This window comes from Dactylosporangium sp. CA-152071 (assembly GCF_050936335.1).
Classification (GTDB): Bacteria; Actinomycetota; Actinomycetes; order Mycobacteriales; family Micromonosporaceae; genus Dactylosporangium; species Dactylosporangium maewongense.
Genome location: NZ_JBNJMZ010000001.1, coordinates 8,075,289 through 8,093,845 on the forward strand (window position 1 = coordinate 8,075,289; position 18,557 = coordinate 8,093,845).

At 72.3% G+C, this 18,557-nt stretch carries 16 protein-coding genes and 1 pseudogene; 6 read left to right on the plus strand and 11 right to left on the minus strand.

The genetic code is table 11. From position 1 onward, the window contains the following. Window positions 1–4: 4 nt before the first annotated feature. Both ACQEVZ_RS36395 and bioB read right to left on the minus strand, forming a co-directional pair. Window positions 5–217 (minus strand): hypothetical protein, encoded by a 213-nt coding sequence (locus ACQEVZ_RS36395; RefSeq protein ID WP_344503976.1) that lies wholly within the window; start codon window positions 215–217, stop codon window positions 5–7. Beyond that, complete coding sequence (gene bioB / locus ACQEVZ_RS36400; RefSeq protein ID WP_344503977.1) at window positions 214–1,197, minus strand: biotin synthase BioB; 984 nt, start codon at window positions 1,195–1,197, stop codon at window positions 214–216. The genes ACQEVZ_RS36395 and bioB overlap by 4 nt, the downstream gene beginning before the upstream one ends. 118 nt (window positions 1,198–1,315) lie before the next feature. On the opposite strand from bioB, the gene ACQEVZ_RS36405 reads away from it, so the two are divergent. From ACQEVZ_RS36405 to ACQEVZ_RS36420, 4 genes are all read left to right on the plus strand, one after another. Next, window positions 1,316–2,485 (plus strand): 8-amino-7-oxononanoate synthase, encoded by a 1,170-nt coding sequence (locus ACQEVZ_RS36405; protein ID WP_433374978.1) that lies wholly within the window; start codon window positions 1,316–1,318, stop codon window positions 2,483–2,485. A 401-nt stretch (window positions 2,486–2,886) separates the two neighbouring features. Then, window positions 2,887–3,612, plus strand: coding sequence for a dethiobiotin synthase (gene bioD / locus ACQEVZ_RS36410; RefSeq protein WP_433377170.1), 726 nt, complete (start codon window positions 2,887–2,889; stop codon window positions 3,610–3,612). 109 nt (window positions 3,613–3,721) lie between these two features. Further along, entirely contained in the window at window positions 3,722–3,910 is a 189-nt protein-coding gene (locus ACQEVZ_RS36415; protein ID WP_433374981.1) for a hypothetical protein, read from the plus strand. Then, on the plus strand, window positions 3,907–4,296 hold the full coding sequence (locus ACQEVZ_RS36420) for a hypothetical protein (protein WP_433374984.1): 390 nt from the start codon (window positions 3,907–3,909) through the stop codon (window positions 4,294–4,296). The genes ACQEVZ_RS36415 and ACQEVZ_RS36420 overlap by 4 nt, the downstream gene beginning before the upstream one ends. A gap of 541 nt (window positions 4,297–4,837) precedes the next feature. Here ACQEVZ_RS36420 and ACQEVZ_RS36425 read toward each other — a convergent pair. The 4 genes from ACQEVZ_RS36425 to ACQEVZ_RS36440 form a co-directional block, all read right to left on the minus strand. After that, window positions 4,838–5,515, minus strand: coding sequence for a histidine kinase dimerization/phospho-acceptor domain-containing protein (locus tag ACQEVZ_RS36425; RefSeq protein ID WP_433374987.1), 678 nt, complete (start codon window positions 5,513–5,515; stop codon window positions 4,838–4,840). A 257-nt stretch (window positions 5,516–5,772) separates the two neighbouring features. Further along, the gene (locus ACQEVZ_RS36430) at window positions 5,773–6,420 is read right to left on the minus strand and encodes a dTMP kinase (RefSeq protein ID WP_433374990.1); all 648 of its coding nucleotides are present in this window, start codon (window positions 6,418–6,420) and stop codon (window positions 5,773–5,775) included. Window positions 6,421–6,527: 107 nt separating this feature from the next. Continuing rightward, on the minus strand, window positions 6,528–7,364 hold the full coding sequence (locus ACQEVZ_RS36435) for a L,D-transpeptidase (protein ID WP_344503983.1): 837 nt from the start codon (window positions 7,362–7,364) through the stop codon (window positions 6,528–6,530). A 21-nt stretch (window positions 7,365–7,385) separates the two neighbouring features. After that, a complete protein-coding gene (locus ACQEVZ_RS36440; protein ID WP_433374993.1) occupies window positions 7,386–8,798 on the minus strand; it encodes a PLP-dependent aminotransferase family protein in 1,413 nt (470 codons plus the stop codon). Window positions 8,799–8,867: 69 nt separating this feature from the next. Between ACQEVZ_RS36440 and ACQEVZ_RS36445 the strand changes: the two are divergent. Then, window positions 8,868–10,148, plus strand: a pseudogene (locus tag ACQEVZ_RS36445) (APC family permease); the annotation flags it as partial. On the opposite strand, the gene ACQEVZ_RS36450 reads toward ACQEVZ_RS36445, so the two are convergent. The 5 genes from ACQEVZ_RS36450 to ACQEVZ_RS36470 all read right to left on the minus strand — a co-directional run bounded on the left by ACQEVZ_RS36450 (window position 10,094) and on the right by ACQEVZ_RS36470 (window position 15,284). Then, the gene (locus tag ACQEVZ_RS36450) at window positions 10,094–10,537 is read right to left on the minus strand and encodes a DUF5709 domain-containing protein (RefSeq protein ID WP_433374996.1); all 444 of its coding nucleotides are present in this window, start codon (window positions 10,535–10,537) and stop codon (window positions 10,094–10,096) included. The pseudogene ACQEVZ_RS36445 and the gene ACQEVZ_RS36450 sit on opposite strands and share 55 nt — an antisense overlap. 70 nt (window positions 10,538–10,607) lie before the next feature. Then, on the minus strand, window positions 10,608–11,990 hold the full coding sequence (locus ACQEVZ_RS36455; RefSeq protein WP_433374999.1) for a GH1 family beta-glucosidase: 1,383 nt from the start codon (window positions 11,988–11,990) through the stop codon (window positions 10,608–10,610). 96 nt (window positions 11,991–12,086) lie between these two features. Further along, on the minus strand, window positions 12,087–12,926 hold the full coding sequence (locus tag ACQEVZ_RS36460) for a carbohydrate ABC transporter permease (RefSeq protein ID WP_344503987.1): 840 nt from the start codon (window positions 12,924–12,926) through the stop codon (window positions 12,087–12,089). Further along, window positions 12,919–13,998: a carbohydrate ABC transporter permease gene (locus tag ACQEVZ_RS36465; protein WP_360558518.1), complete on the minus strand. Its 1,080-nt coding sequence runs from the start codon at window positions 13,996–13,998 to the stop codon at window positions 12,919–12,921. Before ACQEVZ_RS36465 ends, ACQEVZ_RS36460 begins: the two co-directional genes overlap by 8 nt. Next, entirely contained in the window at window positions 13,995–15,284 is a 1,290-nt protein-coding gene (locus ACQEVZ_RS36470) for an ABC transporter substrate-binding protein (protein ID WP_433375003.1), read from the minus strand. The genes ACQEVZ_RS36465 and ACQEVZ_RS36470 overlap by 4 nt, the downstream gene beginning before the upstream one ends. 563 nt (window positions 15,285–15,847) lie before the next feature. Here ACQEVZ_RS36470 and ACQEVZ_RS36475 point away from each other — a divergent pair. Next, window positions 15,848–18,424, plus strand: coding sequence for a discoidin domain-containing protein (locus ACQEVZ_RS36475; RefSeq protein ID WP_433377173.1), 2,577 nt, complete (start codon window positions 15,848–15,850; stop codon window positions 18,422–18,424). Window positions 18,425–18,557 lie beyond the last annotated feature (133 nt).

The following is an 18,557-nucleotide window of genomic DNA, read 5'->3' on the forward strand; positions in this document are numbered from 1 at the left end:
GGGGTCAGTTGTGGGTTTCGCCGTGTTCGACGCAGGTGGCGGACCAGCCCTGAGGTAGGACCTGGACCTTCATCCGGCGGCGGCACTGTGGGCAGAAGCGGGGTGGCTCCAGCTGCCGGGCCGCCGCGCATGCCGGGTGTGGGGCGGCGGTGGTGAGAGACTCGCCGCAGCGGTCGCACCAGGTAGCGGTGTCGATGCTCGGCACGGGGGCGGTCACAGCGTTGCCGACAGGGCCTTGACCGGCATGCTCAGCTCGTCGAGCAGGGCCAGGTCCTGGTCGGCGGAGCGGCCCAGGGTCGTGAGGTAGTTGCCGACGATCACCGCGTTGACGCCGCCGAGCAGGCCGTCGCGGGTGCCGAGGTCGCCGAGGGTGATTTCGCGGCCGCCGGCGTACCGCAGCAGGGTGCGCGGCAGGGCGAGCCTGAACGCGGCGATGGCCCGCAACGCGTCCTTCGGGTCCAGGACGGGCTGGTCGCCGAGGGGGGTGCCCGGGCGGGGGTTGAGGAAGTTGAGCGGGACCTCGTGCGGGTCGAGCTCCTGCAGCTGGATCGCGAACTCGGCCCGCTGCTCCACCGTCTCGCCCAGGCCCAGGATGCCGCCGCAGCAGACCTCCATGCCGGCGTCGCGGACCATGCGCAGGGTGTCCCACCGCTCGTCCCAGGTGTGGGTGGTGACGACCTGTGGGAAATGCGACTTCGCGGTCTCGAGGTTGTGGTTGTACCGGTGGATGCCCAACTCCGCGAGCTGGTCCACCTGCTCCTGGGTCAGCATGCCCAGCGACGCGGCGATGTTGATGTCGACGGCGGCGCGGATCGCGGCGACGCCGTCGGCGAGCTGCGTCATGAGCCGCTGGTCGGGGCCGCGGACGGCGGCGACGATGCAGAACTCGGTGGCTCCGGTCGCGGCGGTCTGCTTCGCGGCCTCGACCAGCGACGGGATGTCGAGCCAGACGGCGCGGACCGGGGACGTGAACAGGCCGGACTGCGAGCAGAAGTGGCAGTCCTCGGGGCAGCCGCCGGTCTTGAGCGAGACGATGCCCTCGACCTCGACCTCCGGGCCGCACCACGTCATCCGTACCTCGTGCGCGATCGCGAGATAGTCGGGCAGCTCCTCGTCGGAGCAGCGCAGCACGGCGAGCACGCCCTCGAGGTCGAGCCCGACTCCGGTGTCCACGACAGCCTTGGCAGCATCAAGCATGCTCGTACCTTACAAAACGTTAGGGTCGGGCGGTCCGCCCGAAGGTGGTCGGCTATGTTGTGCACATCGCACAAACGGCATCGTAGAGGTTCTACAACGAGAACGGGAGGGTGCGGGAGTGCGCGACGGATCCTGGCTGTCCACGCTGGACGCTGAGGCCGCCGGTCGGCAGGCTGCCGGGCTGCGCCGGGAGCTGCGCCCGCGCGGCGCCGACGACGACGTGATCGACCTCGCCGGCAACGACTACCTCGGCCTGTCCCGGCACCCCGACGTGCTCGCCGCCGCGGCCCGGGCCCTCGCCGACTACGGGCTCGGGGCGACCGGCTCGCGGCTCGTCCGCGGCTCCACCGGCGCGCACCAGGCCCTCGAAGCGGGCCTCGCCGGGCTGCTCGGCACGCAGACCGCGCTCGTGTACTCGTCCGGGTACCTCGCCAACCTCGGCGCCATCCGCGCGCTGGTGCGGCCCGGCACGCTCGTGGTGTCGGACGCGCACAACCACGCCTCGATCGTCGACGGCTGCCGGCTCGCCTGCGCCGGAAGCGCCTCGAAGGGTGCCGCGACCGTCGTCGCGCCGCACGCCGACCCAGACGCCGTCCGGGCGCTGCTCGCCGCCTCGCCCGACCGGCCCGCCGTGGTGGTGACCGAGAGCGTGTTCTCCGTCGACGGCGACCTCGCGCCGCTCGCTGCGCTGTACACCACCTGCCAGACGCACCCCGGCGGCGCGCTGCTGCTCGTCGACGACGCGCACGCCCTCGGCGTCATCGGTCCCCGCGGTGCGGGTGGGGTCGCCGCCGCCGGCCTCTCCGGGCTGCCCGGCGTGATCGTCACCGCGACCCTGTCGAAGTCGCTCGGCGCCGCCGGCGGGGTGATCGCCGGCCCGCACCAGCTCGGCCGGCAGCTCGTCGACACCGGCCGCACGTTTATCTACGACACCGCCCTCCCGCCCGCCGTCGCCGCCGGCGCCCTCGCGGCCCTCGACCTCCTCGTCGCCGGCGACGACCTGCGGGCCGAGCTCGCCGCCCGGGCCGCGACCGCGGTCAGCCGCCTGCGCGGCGAGGGCCTGGAGGTCTCCGACCCGTCCGGCGGGGTGATCTCCGTCGGTGCGCCGAGCGCCGACGAGGCGTTCGCGTGGGCGTCCGCCTGTCGTGAGCGGGGGGTCGCGGTAGGCTGCTTCCGCCCACCGTCCACACCGGACGGTCGGTCGCGCCTTCGGCTCACCGTCAACGTCGGCGTGCCACCGGCGGCGTTCGAGCACGCGCTCGACATCGTCGTCAAGGAGCGCCCCTGACGGGCGGCGCGCGGCAGACCCCGCACGCTCCCGGAAGGCGCCGCGGCCACTGCTGAAGGGCGGCCCGTTACCTGAGCCGCCGGCGACTGAGAGGTGGTGCCGTCAGCGGCGCTGCTGGACGGCGTGCCGACCGCCGGGTCCACCGCTCTGCCGTGCTGGCCGGCCCGAGCGGCTTGCGAGGCGGCCGGTGCGTTCCCTTTGCCACGCTGACCTGAAGCGCCCTGTGTGGGCGTGCCGACCAGCCGAGCCGCCCCTGAAGGGTGTGCCGGCCGAACCGCGCCACCCCCGGCGCCCATGAAGGACGTGCCTTGAGCGATCCGCGCACCGCCGACCACGACGTCTCGCCCGCTGAGGCCCTCCTGTCGGAGGCGCTGCGCTCCGAGGCGGTGCTGTCGGAGGACATGACCCCGGCGGAGACCGAGCCCATCACCGGGGCCGTCGTCATCACCGGCACCGACACCGGCGTCGGCAAGACCATCGTCACCGCCGCCATCGCCGCCGCCGCGACCGCTGCGGGGCGGCGGGTCGCGGTCGTCAAGCCCGCGCAGACCGGCACCGCCGACGGCGACGAGCCCGACGCCGCGACCGTCTCGCGGCTCGCGGAGCCTGTCACGGTGCGGACGCTCGCCAGCTTCCCCGACCCACTCGCCCCGCTGGCCGCGGCCCGGGTCGCCGGCGACGACCCGCTGACGGCGGTGATGGCGCAGCTCGCCCTTCGTACGATCGTGGAAGAGCACGACGTCACCCTCATCGAAGGCGCCGGCGGGCTTCTCGTGCCGATGGGGGAGGGCGGCTGGACGATGCTCGACCTCGCCGCCGCGCTCGGCGCCACCGCCGTGGTCGTCGCCCGTCCCGGCCTCGGCACCCTCAACCACACGGCGCTCACCCTGCGGACCCTCGCCCATCGGGACGTACCGGCGGTCGTGGTCCTCGGCACGTGGCCGGCGGAGCCGGAGCTCGTCCACCGGACCAACCTGCACGACCTCGACGGCGACCTTGTCGGCGCCGTCCCGGACGGTGCGGGGTCGCTCGCCCCGGCACTGTTCCGCCGGGAGGCCGCGCACTGGCTCGCGCCGCTGCTGTACGGCCGGTTCGACCCGGTCGCGTTCCGCTCCCACAGCCGCTGACCCGACCCGCCGCTGTCCCACCCGCCCGCTTCGGTGGCCCGGCGGCCGTTGCGGAGCATCGGCGTTTCGGGGGACCGCGGCGATCGATGTTAAGGGGTACGGTCACGCCATGACCGAGATCGACCCCGGTGCCGGTGCCGCCGCCGAGTCCGGACCTGACTCCGGACCTGACTCCGGACCTGACCGGGAGCGCCGCGCCCGCGCCAGGAAGCGGCTCGACGACGCGGGCGCCAAGGTCACCGCCGAGGCCCGTACCGAGTCCCGTGAGCAGGTCCGCGACCTCATGGGCTGGTCATGAGCGGCCCCGTCGGGCTGGTGCTCGACCCTGCGGCGGTGCTCGCGTACACGCAGGGCGACCTGGGCGTCGCCGACCTGGTCAGCCTCGTCCTCGCCGACGGCGGCACGGTCGTGGTGCCTGCGGTGTCGCTGGCCGAGACGCGCAGTGAGCTCGCGTACGCCGAGGAGCTCGCCCGCCTCGACACCCTCCTCAGCACGGCCACGGTCGCCCCGCTCGACGGTGGCGACGCGGTCGGCCTCGGACGGCTCGCGTCCCGGCTCAACGGCAGCCTCGGCCTGGCCCACGCCGTCGCCGAGGCCCACCGCCACGAGGCCCGTCTGCTCACCTCCCACGGCCCCACGGTCCGCCGTACCATCGGCGAGCTCGACGGCATCGTCGACCTCTGACCTGCGGTTCCGAACGGTTCGTGACGGGAAGCGACAGTCTGGATTCGCTCCGCATCCATGATTTGGTGGGCAGTGTTACGGTCGACGAAGAAGGCCCGCCGGTCACCGGACCCGAGCCTGTGCCTGACAGCAGGCGCCGCCAGCGAGCAGTCCAGCCACGGACTCAGGTGACCCCCCGATCGATGTGACGCCCGCCCGCGCGACGCACGTTGTGCGCGAGCGCGACGCCCGCACGCGCTGTGCGCGACGGTCGCCTGCGTGACGCTCGCGCGTTGCGCACAGCGGGGAGTCGCGCACTGCGGGGAGGCCGGCGAGGAAGGTCTTGGAGCGGACGGTCGCTTGGCCGGGCACGGACGGGTGCGGCAGCTGCCGTCCATCGCCCCGGTGAACTGCTGCCACAGCGACGTGAGTCGCGCGCTGCGGGAGCCGCGCTGCGGGAGCCGCGCTGCGGGAGCCGCGCTGCGGGAGCCGCGCTGCGGGAGCCCGGGCCGAGCAGGTACGCGAGAGGGCGGCAAGCCGCCGCGCTACGGGGAGTCGCGCGCTACGGGGATAGGTGGCTTGCTGTTGCGAGGACGCTGGCGGGCAGGGTGAGGCGGAACGAGGTCTCGTCCAGGCGGACCTCGCCGCCGCAGAGGCTGGCGACGGCGCTCGCCACGCGCAGGTCGGCGGGCTTCTGCGGGTCGCTGGGGCGGGGGTGCGGCGCGGTCAGCTCGCCGTGGGCGACGATCTTCGCGTCGATGGCCGGCACAGGGTCCGCGCGCAGGGCGATCTCGATGTGGGCGCGGCTCGGTGCGGTTGTCGCGAGCCACAGGACGAGCTGGCCGACGAGGTGCCGGCAGACGAGGTCGTCGACCGCGACCGGGACCGTGGCGGGCGCGTCCGCGTGGATGCTCACCGCTGCCGCGACCGCCACGCGGCGGGCCAGGTCGACGGCGTCGCGCAGCACCGCGACCAGGTCGGTGGCGCCGGCGCGGTGGGTGCCTGTGGGGTCTTCGTCGACGGCGGCCAGGGGGAGGATGACGCCGTCGACGTAGCGCTGGAGGCGGACCGCGTTGCGGTCGATGGCGTCGAGGCAGGCGACGCCCTCGCGCAGGGCTTCCGCGGCGGGGGCGCCGGCGAGGTCGTCGCGCAGCAGCCGGGTGTACGCGAGGATCGACGTCAACGGGGTGTGCAGCTCGTGTCGCAGTCGCGCCGCGGGATCGTCGCCGGTGGAGAACACGCGCGTTCCTTTCGTCGTGCTCGGATGCCCGCGGGGCCCGAGACATCGACGCTAACCGGCGTCCGAGCTGCCGGCTCTCCGACAGGCGAGCAGGTCACCCGAACGGGACAGCCGTGCGAGCGGCGGCCCGCGAGGCGGCGTCCACCGAAACGCCGCGCTGGCGGACCGGCCGCGAGGCGCCGCGACGGTGGACCGGCTGGCAGCGCCGAAGATCCGTGCCGGGCAGGCGGGCCCGTGGGGAGCAGGGGTGCGGGTGGTCAGCCGATCGGGAGCAGGTGGGAGGTCCTGCGGGCCGGGGGCTGCTGGGTCGCGCCGGGCAGCAGGTCGGGGCGCAGCGCGGCGCGCAGCGACGCCTGGACCGTCGACGGGTCGGTGCCGGCGTCGACGATCGTGAACCGGGGAGCTTCCGGCAGCGCCCGGTACGCCTCGTCGCAGGCCGTCAGGTAGTCCAGCTCCTCGTGGTCCTTGCCCCGCGCCTCGACCCGGGCCTGGGCCACAGGCGGCGGCACCGCCAGGTAGAAGACCAGGTCGGGCTGCGGCAGGAGGCGGAAGAGCAGCCGCGCGGGCCAGAGCCTGCCCTTGCGGACGGTGATGCTGGTGTACTGGCAGTAGGTGTACCGGTCCATGACGGCCACCGTGCCGGTCAGCCGGGACACCAGGAGCGCCCTCGTGATGACCAGGCCGCGCAGCAGCGTCTCCACCAGCAGGAAGAGCCGCACGCCGAGCAGGTCTTCGGCGTCGCGGCGGCCGAGGCGCTGGGCGAGCCGGCCGAAGAAGACCCGTCCGGCGGCGTTGCGGTGGTAGCGGGCGGGGGTGCCGCTCGCGTCGAGCCAGTCGGCGAGCCACCGGGCCTGGGTGGATTTGCCGGCGCCGTCGATACCAATCAGTGCCACTGTACGGATCACCTTCCCTACGGTAAGCCGTCGCGAGTGAAGCGCCAGTGAACCGCGCGAAGACGACCGAGCGAAGACGACCGCGCGAAGCCGACCGATCAGAGAAGGCGGAGCAAGGATCAGGGCAGGACGACGACGCTGGTGCCGGCGGGGACCGCGTCGAGCAGGGCCTGCTGCGCGGCCGGCGGCATCCGGACGCAGCCGTTGGAGCGACGGAAGCCGAACTCGTTGCGGTACCAGGCGTGGATGCCGGTGTGCGCGTCCGCCAGGCCCTCCGCGACGGCGCCCTTGTCGTCCGGGACGGCGCCGAGGGCGAGGACGTCGAGCCCCGCGTACACCTTGCTCGGCAGCGACGAGCGCCCCAGGACGAACGTGCGCCCCAGCGGCGTCGGGGTCTCGGGCGCGCCGATGGTGACGGTCCACGTCTGCTGGACGGCGCCGTCGCGGACCCAGGTGAGCGTGAACGCGCCGCGCCGCACGATGAGCTGGTCGTGCAGCGGCACCCTGTTCCAGCCGCCCTCGGGGAGCCAGCCGATGCTGCGGTTGAGCGACGGCAGCAGCACCGCGACCCAGCCGGACCGCCGGGCGACGATCGGCATGACCAGCGGCACGCCGCTGATGTCGGGGGTCAGGTAGGCGCGGGCGGTGCCGCCGGGCGCGTCGTAGGCGGCGAGCTTCGCCGTCGGGTGCGCCGCCTCGGTCAGCGGGACCGTCGAGGACTGGTCGGGGTCGGCGGGGAACCCGGTCGCGGCCTTCGTGTAGGTGATCGTGGGGATGCCGGCGGGGGCCGGTGCGGCGGAGGCGGGCGCGGCCGCCTGTACGGACGGCGATGCGGAGGCTGGTGCCTGCGACGACGCCGAAGGGGCGGCGGACTGAGCCGGTTTCGACGGCGAGGAGCCGCAGCCGGTGAGGCAGATCGTGAGCGCGGTCAGGGCGGCGGCGCGGCGCACGAGCATCCGTCCAAGATAGCGGAGCCGTCACGGGAGGTCTGTCGGCCGGTCAGAGGAGCACCGGTCGAGCAGGTCGAGGGCGACGGGCAGGTCGTCGGCGCCGATCATGCCGAACCCCACGACGAGCCCGTCCACCGGTGCGGGCTCGAGGAAGAAGCCGGCGAGCCGCTCGACCGCCACGTCCGCGGACCGCAGCCGCGCGACGACCCGCGGCACGTCGACGTGCGGGGCGGCGAGGAGCGTCACGTGCAGGCCCGCCGACGACGGCACGAGCGTGAACCGGTCGGCGAGCACCCCGCGCGCCGCGGCGGTCACGAGGTCGTGGCGGGTGGCGTACACCCGCGTCACCGACCGCACGTGCCGCCGCAGCTGCCCGTCGTCGATGAACGAGGCGAGCGCGGCCTGCGCGGCGGGCTCGGCGTGCCAGTCGGTGAGGCGCTTCGCCGCGACGAGCGCGGGCCGCAGCGACGCGGGTGCGACCAGGAACCCGAGGCGCAGCGCGGGCAGGAGCGTCTTGGCGAACGAGCCGACGTAGACGACCCTGCCCGCCCGGTCGATGCTCTGCAGCGGCTCCAGGGGGCGGTCGGAGTAACGGAACTCGCTGTCGTAGTCGTCCTCGACGATCGCCGCGCCGTGCCGTTCGGCCCAGCCGAGCAGCGCCGACCGTCGCGGCATCGTCATCGGGACGCCGAGCGGGTACTGGTGGGAGGGTGTGACGTACACCAGCCGCGCCGACCTCGGGAGCGCGTCGACGACCAGGCCCGACCCGTCGACGGGGACGGGCACGACGCGGGCGCCGAGCGACTCGAAGGCCTCGCGCGCGGGTGGGTAGCCGGGCTCCTCGACCGCGACGACCGTGCCCGGCTCGATCAGGACCCGCCCGACGAGGTCGAGGCCCTGCTGGGCGCCGTTGGTGACGAGCACGTCCTCCGGCGACGCGCGCACCGACCGGGACAGCCCCACCGACCGCGCGATCGCGGCCCGCAGCGCGGGCAGGCCGGCCGGTTCGCCGTAGTCGGGGGACGCGCTGAGCGACCGGGTCAGCAGGCGCCGCCACGTGGCGAGGGGGAACAGGGCGCCGTCCGGGTGGCCGGCCCGCAGGTCGTACCGCGCCGGAGCGACGGAAGGCCGCTCGTGGAAGGTGAAGCGCGGCGACGGGCGGAGCGCGCCGACCGGGGCGCGGCGCGACCCGGACGCCGGTGGCGGCATCGCCACGAACGTGCCCGCGCCCGCCCGCCCCTCCAGGAACCCGTCGCCGACGAGGCGGTCGTAGGCGACGGCGACCGTGTTGCGCGACACCGCGAGGTCCCGCGCCAGCTCCCGGCTCGGCGGGACCCGCTCGCCGGCCCGCAGCCGCCCGTCGAGGATCGCGTCGCGGACCTGCCGATAGATGCGGGTCGCCTGGTCACCCCGGCCGCCGAGCGTGATGTGCAGATCCAACTTGGCCCACTCCAAGTAGGAGGATATTGGTACTTCTACCGGGCCAAACCCGGGCCTAGCGTCGATCGTATGCTCACCGTCAAGCAAGGCGCGGCCCTGTCCGTCGGCGCCGTCCTCGGCACCGGCGTGATCGCCCTGCCCGCCCTCGGCGCCCAGGTCGCCGGCCCCGCCTCGCTCGTCGCGTGGCTCGCCCTCGTCGTGCTGTCCGCGCCCCTGGCCGCCACGTTCGCCGCGCTCGGCGCCAGGTACCCGGACGCGGGTGGCGTCTCCACGTACGTCGGCGCGGCGTTCGGCCCGCGCGCCGCCGCCGTCGTCGGGTGGATCTTCTACGCCGCCGTCCCCGTCGGGTTCCTGCCCGCCGCGGGCTTCGGCGCCGCCTACGTCACCGCGGTCGTCGGCGGCGGCCACCGGACGACGCTGCTCACGGCCGGAGCCCTCATCGTCGTCGTCGCCGGGCTGAACTTCGGCGGCGTGAAGGTGTCCGGCAAGGCGCAGCTGTGGCTCGCCGGCGTCCTCGCCGCGCTGCTGCTGCTCGCCGTCGGCACCGCGCTGCCGCACGCCGACCTGGCCAACCTGCGGCCCTTCGCCCCGCACGGCTGGCTCGCGATCGGGCCCGCGATGGCCGTGCTCGTCTGGGGGTTCGCCGGCTGGGAGGCGCTCACGTCGCTCGCCGCCGACTACCGCCACCCGCGCCGCGACGTGACCCGCGCCACCTGGATCGCCGTCGCCGTCGTCGGCGTGCTCTACCTGCTCGTCGCCGCCACCAGCCAGCTGGTCCTCGGCCCGCGCGCCGGCACCGTGGCCGCGCCCCTCGCCGAGCTGCTCACCATCGGCCTCGGCCGCGACGTGAAGATCCTCACCGCGGTCGTCGCGCTGCTGCTCACCGCCGGCGCCGTCAACGCCTACTTCGCGGGCGCCGCCAAGCTCGGCGCCGCCCTCGGCCGCGACGGGGCGATGCCCGCGTGGCTCGCCAAGGGCGCGGGCGCGGGGGAGGTGCCCCGCCGGTCACTGGCCGTGGTCGCCGGGCTCGCGGGCGCGTGCCTCGCCGTCGCGGGGCCGCTGGGCGTCGGGGCGAAGCCGCTGCTGCTGGCCACGACCGCGTCGTTCGTCGTCGTGTACGTCCTGGGGACGGCGGCCGCGGTGAAGCTGCTGCCGGTCGGGAGCTGGTCCCGACGCGTCGCGGTCGTGGCGCTGCTGTGTGTGGTCGGGCTGCTCGCCCTCACCACATGGTATGTGCTGTGGCCGGTCGCGGTGGCGATGGTCGCTCTCGGTTATTTCGCCGCCACTGTACGGCGTCAGCGCAGGTCGGGCTCGATGATGTGCATGGCGGCCTCCTCGGCCGACGCCGCGCCGCCGTCGATGCCCACGTCGGAGCCGATCTCGTCCTTCTCCTCGTCCTCGCCCCAGCCCTCGTCGGGGGCGACGAGCCGCCCGGCCCGCCGGTCGCCGACCTCGCCCGCGTCGAAGAACTCGCCGGACTCGGTCGTCGTGCCGTAGTCGTCGAGGTCGGGCCGGGCCAGCGGGTCCGGCTCCTCCTGCCGTAGGCGGCGGTCCCAGGACTCGCCCCGTTGCGCCTCGGCCTGGGTGACCCCGAACGCGTTCAACCCGAGCGGCTTCTCCGGCGGCGAATACCCCTCGTCGAGGGCGTCGTCCAGGCCGCGGTCCGACAGGGTGTCCTGGGCCGACAGCTGGCCTTCCTCGTCCGGTGCCGGGTCCCAGCTCGCGGTTTCAGAGCTCATGATCACGTCTCCTCGGTCGCAGGTGGCGTGGCGCTGCCGTGTTGCATACCCGGCAGCGCCACATTCGACCCTAAATCACCGGATCGTGCCCTGCCTGCTGACCGGACTGATGAGTGGCTCGGTGGCTCCGGATCAGCTCCGCGTACCGGTGGCCGCTCGCCTTGATCGTGCGCTGCTGCGTGTCGTAGTCGACCCGGACGAGCCCGAAGCGCTTGTCGTAGCCGTACGCCCACTCGAAGTTGTCCAGCAGCGACCAGGCGAAGTAGCCGTCGACCGGCGCGCCCCGGACGACCGCGTTGCGGACCGCGTCCAGGTGCTGCTCCAGGTAGTCGACGCGCTCCTTGTCCTGGATGTCGCCGTTCGGCTCGACCGTGTCCGCCCACGCGGAGCCGTTCTCCGTCACGAGGATGCTGCGCGGCCGGTACGTCTCGGCGACCCGCACCAGGATGTCCTCCAGGCCCTTCGCGTAGACCTCCCACGGCATCGCCGTCTCGATCGAGCCCGGCACCGGGATCTGCCGGACGAACGGCGCGTGGGAGCCCGGGTCGTCGACGATGACCTGGCGGAAGTAGTAGTTGATGCCGAGGAACTCCGTCGGCGCCGCGATCAGCTCCAGGTCGCCGTCGCGGACCGGCACCTCCACCCGGTACGTGTCGAGCATGTCCGCGGGGTAGCCGAGGCCGTGCAGCGGGTCCAGCCACCAGCGGTTGATGTGCCCGTCGGCGCGCCGCGCCGCCGCCACGTCCTCCGGCCGGTCGCTGCCGGGCTCCGTCGGGCTCAGGTTCAGCACGATCCCGACCGCCGGCGGCAGCTGCGCCGACGCGCGGATCGCCTGGTTGACCAGGCCGTGGCCGAGCAGCACGTGGTGCGACGCGCGGACCGCCCGGGTCAGGTCCCGCTCGCCCGGCGCCATCCGGCCCTCGAGATGCCCGATCCAGCAGACGCACAGCGGCTCGTTGACCGTGTTCCAGTCCGCGACCCGGTCGCCGAGCCGGCCCGCGACGACCGCCGCGTAGTCCGCGAACGCCTCCGCCGTCGCCCGCTCCGGCCAGCCGCCCCGGTCCTGCAGCGCCTGCGGCAGGTCCCAGTGGTACAGGGTCGCGAACGGCCGGATGCCCGCCTCGAGCAGCCCGTCGACGAGCCGGTCGTAGAAGTCCAGGCCGGCCTCGTTCACCGCGCCCGTCCCGGCCGGGATGACCCGCGGCCACGCCACCGAGAAGCGGTACGCCGCCAGGTCCAGCCTGCGCATCAGCGCGATGTCCTCCGGCCAGCGGTGGTAGTGGTCGCAGGCCACGTCGCCGGTGTCGCCGTTGTCGACGTTGCCCGGCGCATGGCTGAAGGTGTCCCAGATGGACGGTCCACGGCCGTCTTCGGTGACGGCGCCCTCGATCTGGTACGCCGCGGTCGCGGACCCCCAGATGAAGTTCGGTGGGAGGTTGGACAGATCCAGCACGGGACGGTTCTCCTCTTGGTGGTTGAGGACGGGGGCTGCTTGCGCGTTGCTCGGCCGCGCCGGCGGCTCGCGTGACCGTGCCGCCGGCGCGGTGCCCTACTTGACCGCGCCGGCGGTGAGGCCGGCCACGAAGTACCGTTGCAGCGCCAGGAACCCGGCGACGACCGGGACGCTGACGACCAGGGACGCGGCCATCACCTGGTTCCAGTAGACCTGGAACTGGGTGGAGTAGGCCTGCAGGCCGACGGCGAGGGTCCGGCTGTCCTGGTCCGTCATGATCGAGGCGAACAGCACCTCGCCCCACGCCGTCATGAACGCGTAGACGGTCACCGCGACGATCCCCGGCACCGCGGTCGGCAGGATGACGGTGAACAGGGTGCGCATCGACCCGGCGCCGTCGACCTGCGCCGCCTCGTCGAGGCCGCGGGGGATCGAGTCGAAGTAGCCGGCCAGCATCCAGATCGAGAACGGCAGCGAGAACGTCAGGTACGTGATGACCAGGCCCAGGCGGGTCTGGTACAGGTCGACGCCGCCGGCCGTGCCGAGGTTCACGTAGATGAGGAACAGCGGCAGCAGGAACAGGATGCCGGGGAACATCTGCGTCGACAGGACCGCGACGGAGAACACGCTCCGGCCGCGGAAGCGGTACCGGCTGATCGCGAACGCCGCGAAGACCGCGATCACCACCGAGAACACCGCCGCGACCGACGCCACGATCACGCTGTTGAGCAGGTAGTTGCCGAGCGGGACGGTGCTCCACATGTCGACGAACGCCTGGAACGTCAGCGTCGAGGGGAACCAGGTGAAGTAGTCCTGCACGTCCTGCAGCGGCTTCAACGCCGAGCTCACCATCACGTACAGCGGCGTCAGCACGAACGCGGCCAGGAAGGTCAGCACGATCCAGCGGGCGATCCGCTCGCCCCGGCCCTCACGCATGGATCCTCCTGCGGTTCGTGATCAACAGGTAGACGGCCGTGACCAGCAGCAGGAACAGCAGCAGCGCCACCGACATCGCCGAGCCCGTGCCGAAGTCCCAGGTGCTGAACGAGCTGTTGTAGATGTGGATCGAGATGAGATCCGCCTCCGGCGGCGCGGAGCCGCCGAACAGCACGTACGGGGTGTTGAAGTCGTTGAACGTCCACAGGAACAGCACCAGCAGCAGCACCTGGTTGATCGGCCGCAGCGACGGCAGCGTCACCGACGTGATCCGCCGCCAGAACCCGGCGCCGTCGATCGCGGCCGCCTCGTACATCTCCGTCGGCACGTTCTGCAGGCCGGCGGTGATGCACAGCAGCGCGAACGGCCACGTCCGCCACACCGACACCACCAGCAGCGCCCAGAAGCTGTTCTCCCCGATGAGCCAGAACGGCCGCTCCCCGTCGACGAGCCCGAGCTGGTCGACGAGCACGTGGTTGACCAGGCCCGTGTCCCGCTGGAACAGGAACCCCCAGGTGATGACGGCGGCGTAGACCGGCAGCGCGTACGGGGTGAGGAACAGCGTGCGCAGCAGCGCCCGGCCACGGAACGGCCGCTGCAGGAACACCGCCGCCGACAGGCCGAACAGCCACGAGATCGCCACCGACAGTGTCGTGTACAGCACGGTGATGCCGAACGAGTGCAGCAGCGCCTTGCCGGTCTCGCTGTTGACGTCGAGGGTCGCGCTGTAGTTGCCGAACCCGACGAACGGCGCCGTCGACCAGTCCTGGATGTGGAACTGGGTCAGCTCCAGCAGGCTCATCCACACGCCGACGAGCATCGGCACGACGTGGATCGCGATCTCCAGGAACGCGGCCGGCAGGACCAGCATGTACGGCAGGTACTTGGACCGCAGCCGCCGCCTCCGGCGCTGCGCGGGCGTGCTCGCCCGCCGCGGCGCGGCGTTGGGGGCGGAGCCGCGGTGCTGCCGCACGTCCGGCGCGGCGTGCATGGGCCGGCGGACGGGGACGGTCGCCGACCCGCGGGCCGACTGCATCGGTGTGACCCGCCGCTGCGGGTGCCCGGCGGTCATGCCTTCATCCGTTGCTCGACGGCCTTCAGCTTCGCCCGGATGGCGGCCTCGGTGATCGGTTTGTTGTTCGCCGCGTTGGCGAACTGCTCCTTCATCACCGCGCCGACGAGGGTCTCGAACTGGCTCTCCGTCGTCACCTGCGGCAGCGGCGACGCCGTCGAGGCGAGCACCTCGGCGAGGATCTTCTGCTCCGGCGCCTGGAACGCCGGGTTCGTGAGCGCGCCCTTGACCGACGGCAGCGACCCGTACACCTTGTTGAGGGCGACCTGCTCGTCGTCGCTGGTCATGAACTTCACGAACTCCATCGCGCCCTCCAGGTTCCTGCTGTGCCGGAACACCGCGATGTTGATCCCGGCGACCATGCTGTTGACCTTCCGGCCGCCGGCGGGCGGGTTCGCCGGGAACGGCACGTGCGCGATGCCGTACTCCTCGGGGCGCATGCCCTGCGCCTGGAACGCGGAGCCGGCCGCCTGCCACAGCAGCATCGCCGCCTTGCGGTTGGCGAAGTCGGACAGCGACTCGTTCTTCGCGTACTCGGCGTTGCTCGGGTTGACGATCTTGTCGACGGCCATGAGGTCGATGTACCGCTTGATCGCCTTGACGTTCTGGTCCGTGTCGAACGTCGGCTTGCCGCTCAGGTCGAACCACTCGCCGCCGTACTGCTGGCTGAACGTGAACGCATGGTGCGCGTTCTCCGACAGGTTCGCGCCCTCGATCGCCAGGCCCCACTGTTTGCCGTTGGTGAGGCGCTTGCCGACCTCGACGAGCTCCTCCCACGTCGCCGGGGGCTTGCTGATGCCCGCGTCGGCGAACATCTGCTTGTTGTAATAGAGCGCGTACGACAGCGAGTACAGCGGGACCGCCGCCGGTGCCTTGCCCGGCGCGCCCGCCGAGGCGAGGGCCGCCGGCACGAACCGGTCCCGGCCGCCGATCCGGTCGAACGCCGCCGCGTCGAACGAGATCAGCGCGTTCGTCGCCTGCAGCGACGCCGACCACGTGTTGCCGATGTTGACCACGTCCGGGCCGCGCCCCGACGTCGCCGCCGCCAGCAGCCGGTTGAGCAGGTCCGACCACGGCACGACCTCGACCTTGACGTGGATGCCGGTCTGCTGTTCGAAGCGCTCCAGGACGGGGGCCAGGGTCTGCTTGTCGAACTCGAGGCTGCTGCCCTGGTTGCTCGCCCAGTAGGTCAGGGTCTTGGCGTCCGCCACGGGGTTGCCGCACGCGGCGAGCGAACCGGTCAGGAGGGCGGCCGCCGTCAGTAACGCGAGCCTTCGTCTCGGCACGTGTCTGCCCTTTCGATGGGTGCCGACCGGCGTGCCGAAGCGACCGCAGGGGTTGGGGCTGCGGCGTGACGGTCGCACGCTCGACAGGGGGGTGAAGGTGGTGCTGGTCCCAGCCGAACGGGGTGTTGCCGCGACCAGTTGGTTTCTGTCGGGACTTAAATAATGTCGTCATTAAAGTGGTGCGTCACCTGGACGTCAAGGTCGGGAGGCGGTTCCGGCGGTCCGTTGAATCGGACAAAACAGGATTGTTTACGTCGCGATCGAAGTATGTCTTGACGCCGGTGCAACCTCGGCGTAACACTCGTGGTTCTGAGAGAGCGCTCTCTCATGTGTGGCTCCCGACATGAAAATGTCGACGACCGTCGACGCACCGCCTTGCCTCGACAGGTCACCGCCCACGGTTCCGTCCGCCCAGCTCACGGCCCCGCCACGTCCCCCGACTGACAGGCAGGATCATGAAATTTCCGCGTTTGTCGCGTTATCCCGCGGCGCATGCGCCCGCTGATGCGCCACCGCGGCGCAACGGTCTGCGCCGCTGGCTCCTCGGTGGCGCCGCCACCCTGATGCTCTCCACCGCCGTCGCCGCGATCGCGCTGCCCAACGCGAGCGCCGCACCCACCCTGCTGTCGCAGGGCAAGCCCACCACCGCCTCCTCCAGCGAGAACGCCGGCACGCCGGCGACCGCCGCCACCGACGGCAACACCGGCACCCGCTGGGCCAGCGCCTTCGCCGACCCCCAGTGGATCCAGGTCGACCTCGGCGCGCCCGCCGCCCTGTCGCAGGTCGTGCTCAACTGGGAGGCCGCGTCCGGCAAGGCGTTCCAGATCCAGATCTCCAACGACGCCGCGACCTGGACGCAGGTCTACAGCACCACCACCGGCGCCGGCGGCACCCAGACGCTGAACGTCACCGGCACCGGACGCTACGTGCGGATGTACGGCACCCAGCGCAACACCGCCTACGGCTACTCGCTGTGGGAGTTCCAGGTGTACGGCGAGTCCTCGCCGACCGGCCAGACCTGCGGCCCGACGAACCGCGCGATCACGCGCCCGGTCACCGCCTCCTCGACCGAGAACGCCGGCACGCCCGCCAGCGCCGCCGTCGACGGCAACACCGGCACCCGCTGGGCCAGCGCAGCCTCCGTCCCGCAGTGGATCACCGTCGACCTCGGCGCGTCGTACCAGCTCTGCCGGGTGGTCCTGCGCTGGGAGGCCGCGTACGCCAACGCCTTCCAGATCCAGGTCTCCAGCGACAACGCCGTCTGGACCACGATCCACTCGACCACCACCGGCACCGGCGGGGTCCAGACGATCGACGTGACCGGCACCGGCCGCTATGTTCGGGTCAACGCCACCGCCAAGGCCACGCAGTGGGGCGTCTCGCTGTGGGAGTTCGAGGTGTACGTATTGGGCGGCGCCAGCCCGTCGAGCAGCGGTCCCACGAGCAGCGGGCCGATCGAGACGCCCGACCCGAAGAACCCCAACTTCGGCCCCAACGTCTCCGTCTTCGACCCGTCGCAGCAGGCCGCCGCGCAGGCCCGGCTCAACCAGATCTTCGCCGGTCAGGAGACCAACCAGTTCGGCACCGAGCGCTACGCGGTGCTGTTCAAGCCCGGCAACCACACCGTCGACGCCAACGTCGGCTTCTACACCCAGGTCGCCGGCCTCGGGTTCTCACCCGACGACGTCAACATCAACGGCCACGTCCGGGCCGAGGCCACCTGGTTCGGCGGCAACGCCACCCAGAACTTCTGGCGCGGCGCGGAGAACCTGTCCGTGACCCTGCCGAACACCGGCAACGGCGTGCAGGTCGAGCGCTGGGCCGTCTCGCAGGCCGTGCAGTACCGCCGCATGCACCTGCGCGGCGGCAACAACGAGATCCAGCTCTGGAACGGCGGCGACGGCTGGTCCTCCGGCGGACTCATGGCCGACACGAAGGTCGACGGGCGCGTCGTGTCCGGCTCGCAGCAGCAGTGGTACACCCGCAACAGCGAGCTCGGCAGCTGGGCCGGTTCCGTGTGGAACATGGTCTTCCAGGGCGTGCAGGGCGCCCCGCCGCCGCACTTCCCGAACCCGTCGCACACGGTGATCAACCAGACGCCGCTGCAGCGGGAGAAGCCGTTCCTCTACATCGACGGCACCGGCACCTACCGGGTGTTCGTCCCGGCGCTGCAGAGCAACACGACCGGCACCAGCTGGTTCGGCAAGACCCCGGCGGGCTCGTCGATCTCCCTCGACCAGTTCTTCATCGTCCGCCCCGGGCACACCGCCGCGCAGATCAACGCGGCGCTCGCCGCCGGCCGGCACCTGCTCGTCACGCCCGGCGTCTACCACCTCAACGCGCCGCTGCAGGTGAACAACCCGAACACGGTCGTCCTCGGCCTCGGCCTCGCCACGTTCGTGCCGGACAACGGCGTCACCGCGATCAAGGTCGCCGACGTCGACGGCGTCAAGCTCGCCGGCCTGCTCATCGACGCCGGCACCGTCAACTCGCCGACCCTCGTCGAGCTCGGCCCGGCCGGGTCCTCGGCCTCACACGCCGCGAACCCGACCTCGCTGCACGACGTGTACTTCCGCGTCGGCGGCGCCCACGTCGGCAAGGCCACCGTCAGCCTGCAGGTCAACAGCAACAACGTGATCGGCGACCACATGTGGATCTGGCGCGCCGACCACGGCAACGCCGGCACCTACGGCTGGAACATCAACACCGGCCAGAACGGCATGGTCGTCAACGGCGACAACGTCACGATGTACGGGTTGTTCGTCGAGCACTACCAGCAGTACCAGGTCATCTGGAACGGCAACGGCGGCCGCACGTACTTCTTCCAGAACGAGATGCCCTACGACCCGCCGAACCAGGCCGCCTGGATGAACGGCTCCACCCGGGGATGGGCCGCCTACAAGGTCGCCGACGCCGTCACCACGCACGAGGCGTACGGGCTGGGCAGCTACTGCTACTTCAACGCCAACCCGGCCGTCGTCGGCGAACGCTCCTTCGAGGTCCCGGTCAAGGCGGGCGTCGCGCTGCGCAACATGGTCAGCGTCTCGCTCGGCGGCGTCGGCACGATCAACCACGTCATCAACAACACGGGTGGTCCGGCCAACACGGCCAACCAGATCATCTACGTGACGAGCCTCTAGCGCTTTATCCCCTGCCGAGCCGGAGGACCTACCCGCCCAGGTCCTCCGGCTCGGCGCTTGTCCACCGACCGGTTGACAGCCGGCTTCAGTCCTCCGGTCGTCCCGCGGCAGGGTGTGTACGCGTTTCGATGTC

What these genes read in the sequence shown, in the direction of transcription:
- ACQEVZ_RS36460 (WP_344503987.1), bottom strand. Translation starts at nt 12,926, where the DNA reads ATGCGTGAGGGCCGGGGCGAGCGGATCGCCCGCTGGATCGTGCTGACC.
- ACQEVZ_RS36475 (WP_433377173.1), top strand. Translation starts at nt 15,848, where the DNA reads ATGCTCTCCACCGCCGTCGCCGCGATCGCGCTGCCCAACGCGAGCGCC.
- bioD (WP_433377170.1), top strand. Translation starts at nt 2,887, where the DNA reads ATGACCCCGGCGGAGACCGAGCCCATCACCGGGGCCGTCGTCATCACC.
- ACQEVZ_RS36465 (WP_360558518.1), bottom strand. Translation starts at nt 13,998, where the DNA reads ATGACCGCCGGGCACCCGCAGCGGCGGGTCACACCGATGCAGTCGGCC.
- ACQEVZ_RS36420 (WP_433374984.1), top strand. Translation starts at nt 3,907, where the DNA reads ATGAGCGGCCCCGTCGGGCTGGTGCTCGACCCTGCGGCGGTGCTCGCG.
- ACQEVZ_RS36415 (WP_433374981.1), top strand. Translation starts at nt 3,722, where the DNA reads ATGACCGAGATCGACCCCGGTGCCGGTGCCGCCGCCGAGTCCGGACCT.
- ACQEVZ_RS36450 (WP_433374996.1), bottom strand. Translation starts at nt 10,537, where the DNA reads ATGAGCTCTGAAACCGCGAGCTGGGACCCGGCACCGGACGAGGAAGGC.
- ACQEVZ_RS36435 (WP_344503983.1), bottom strand. Translation starts at nt 7,364, where the DNA reads ATGCTCGTGCGCCGCGCCGCCGCCCTGACCGCGCTCACGATCTGCCTC.
- bioB (WP_344503977.1), bottom strand. Translation starts at nt 1,197, where the DNA reads ATGCTTGATGCTGCCAAGGCTGTCGTGGACACCGGAGTCGGGCTCGAC.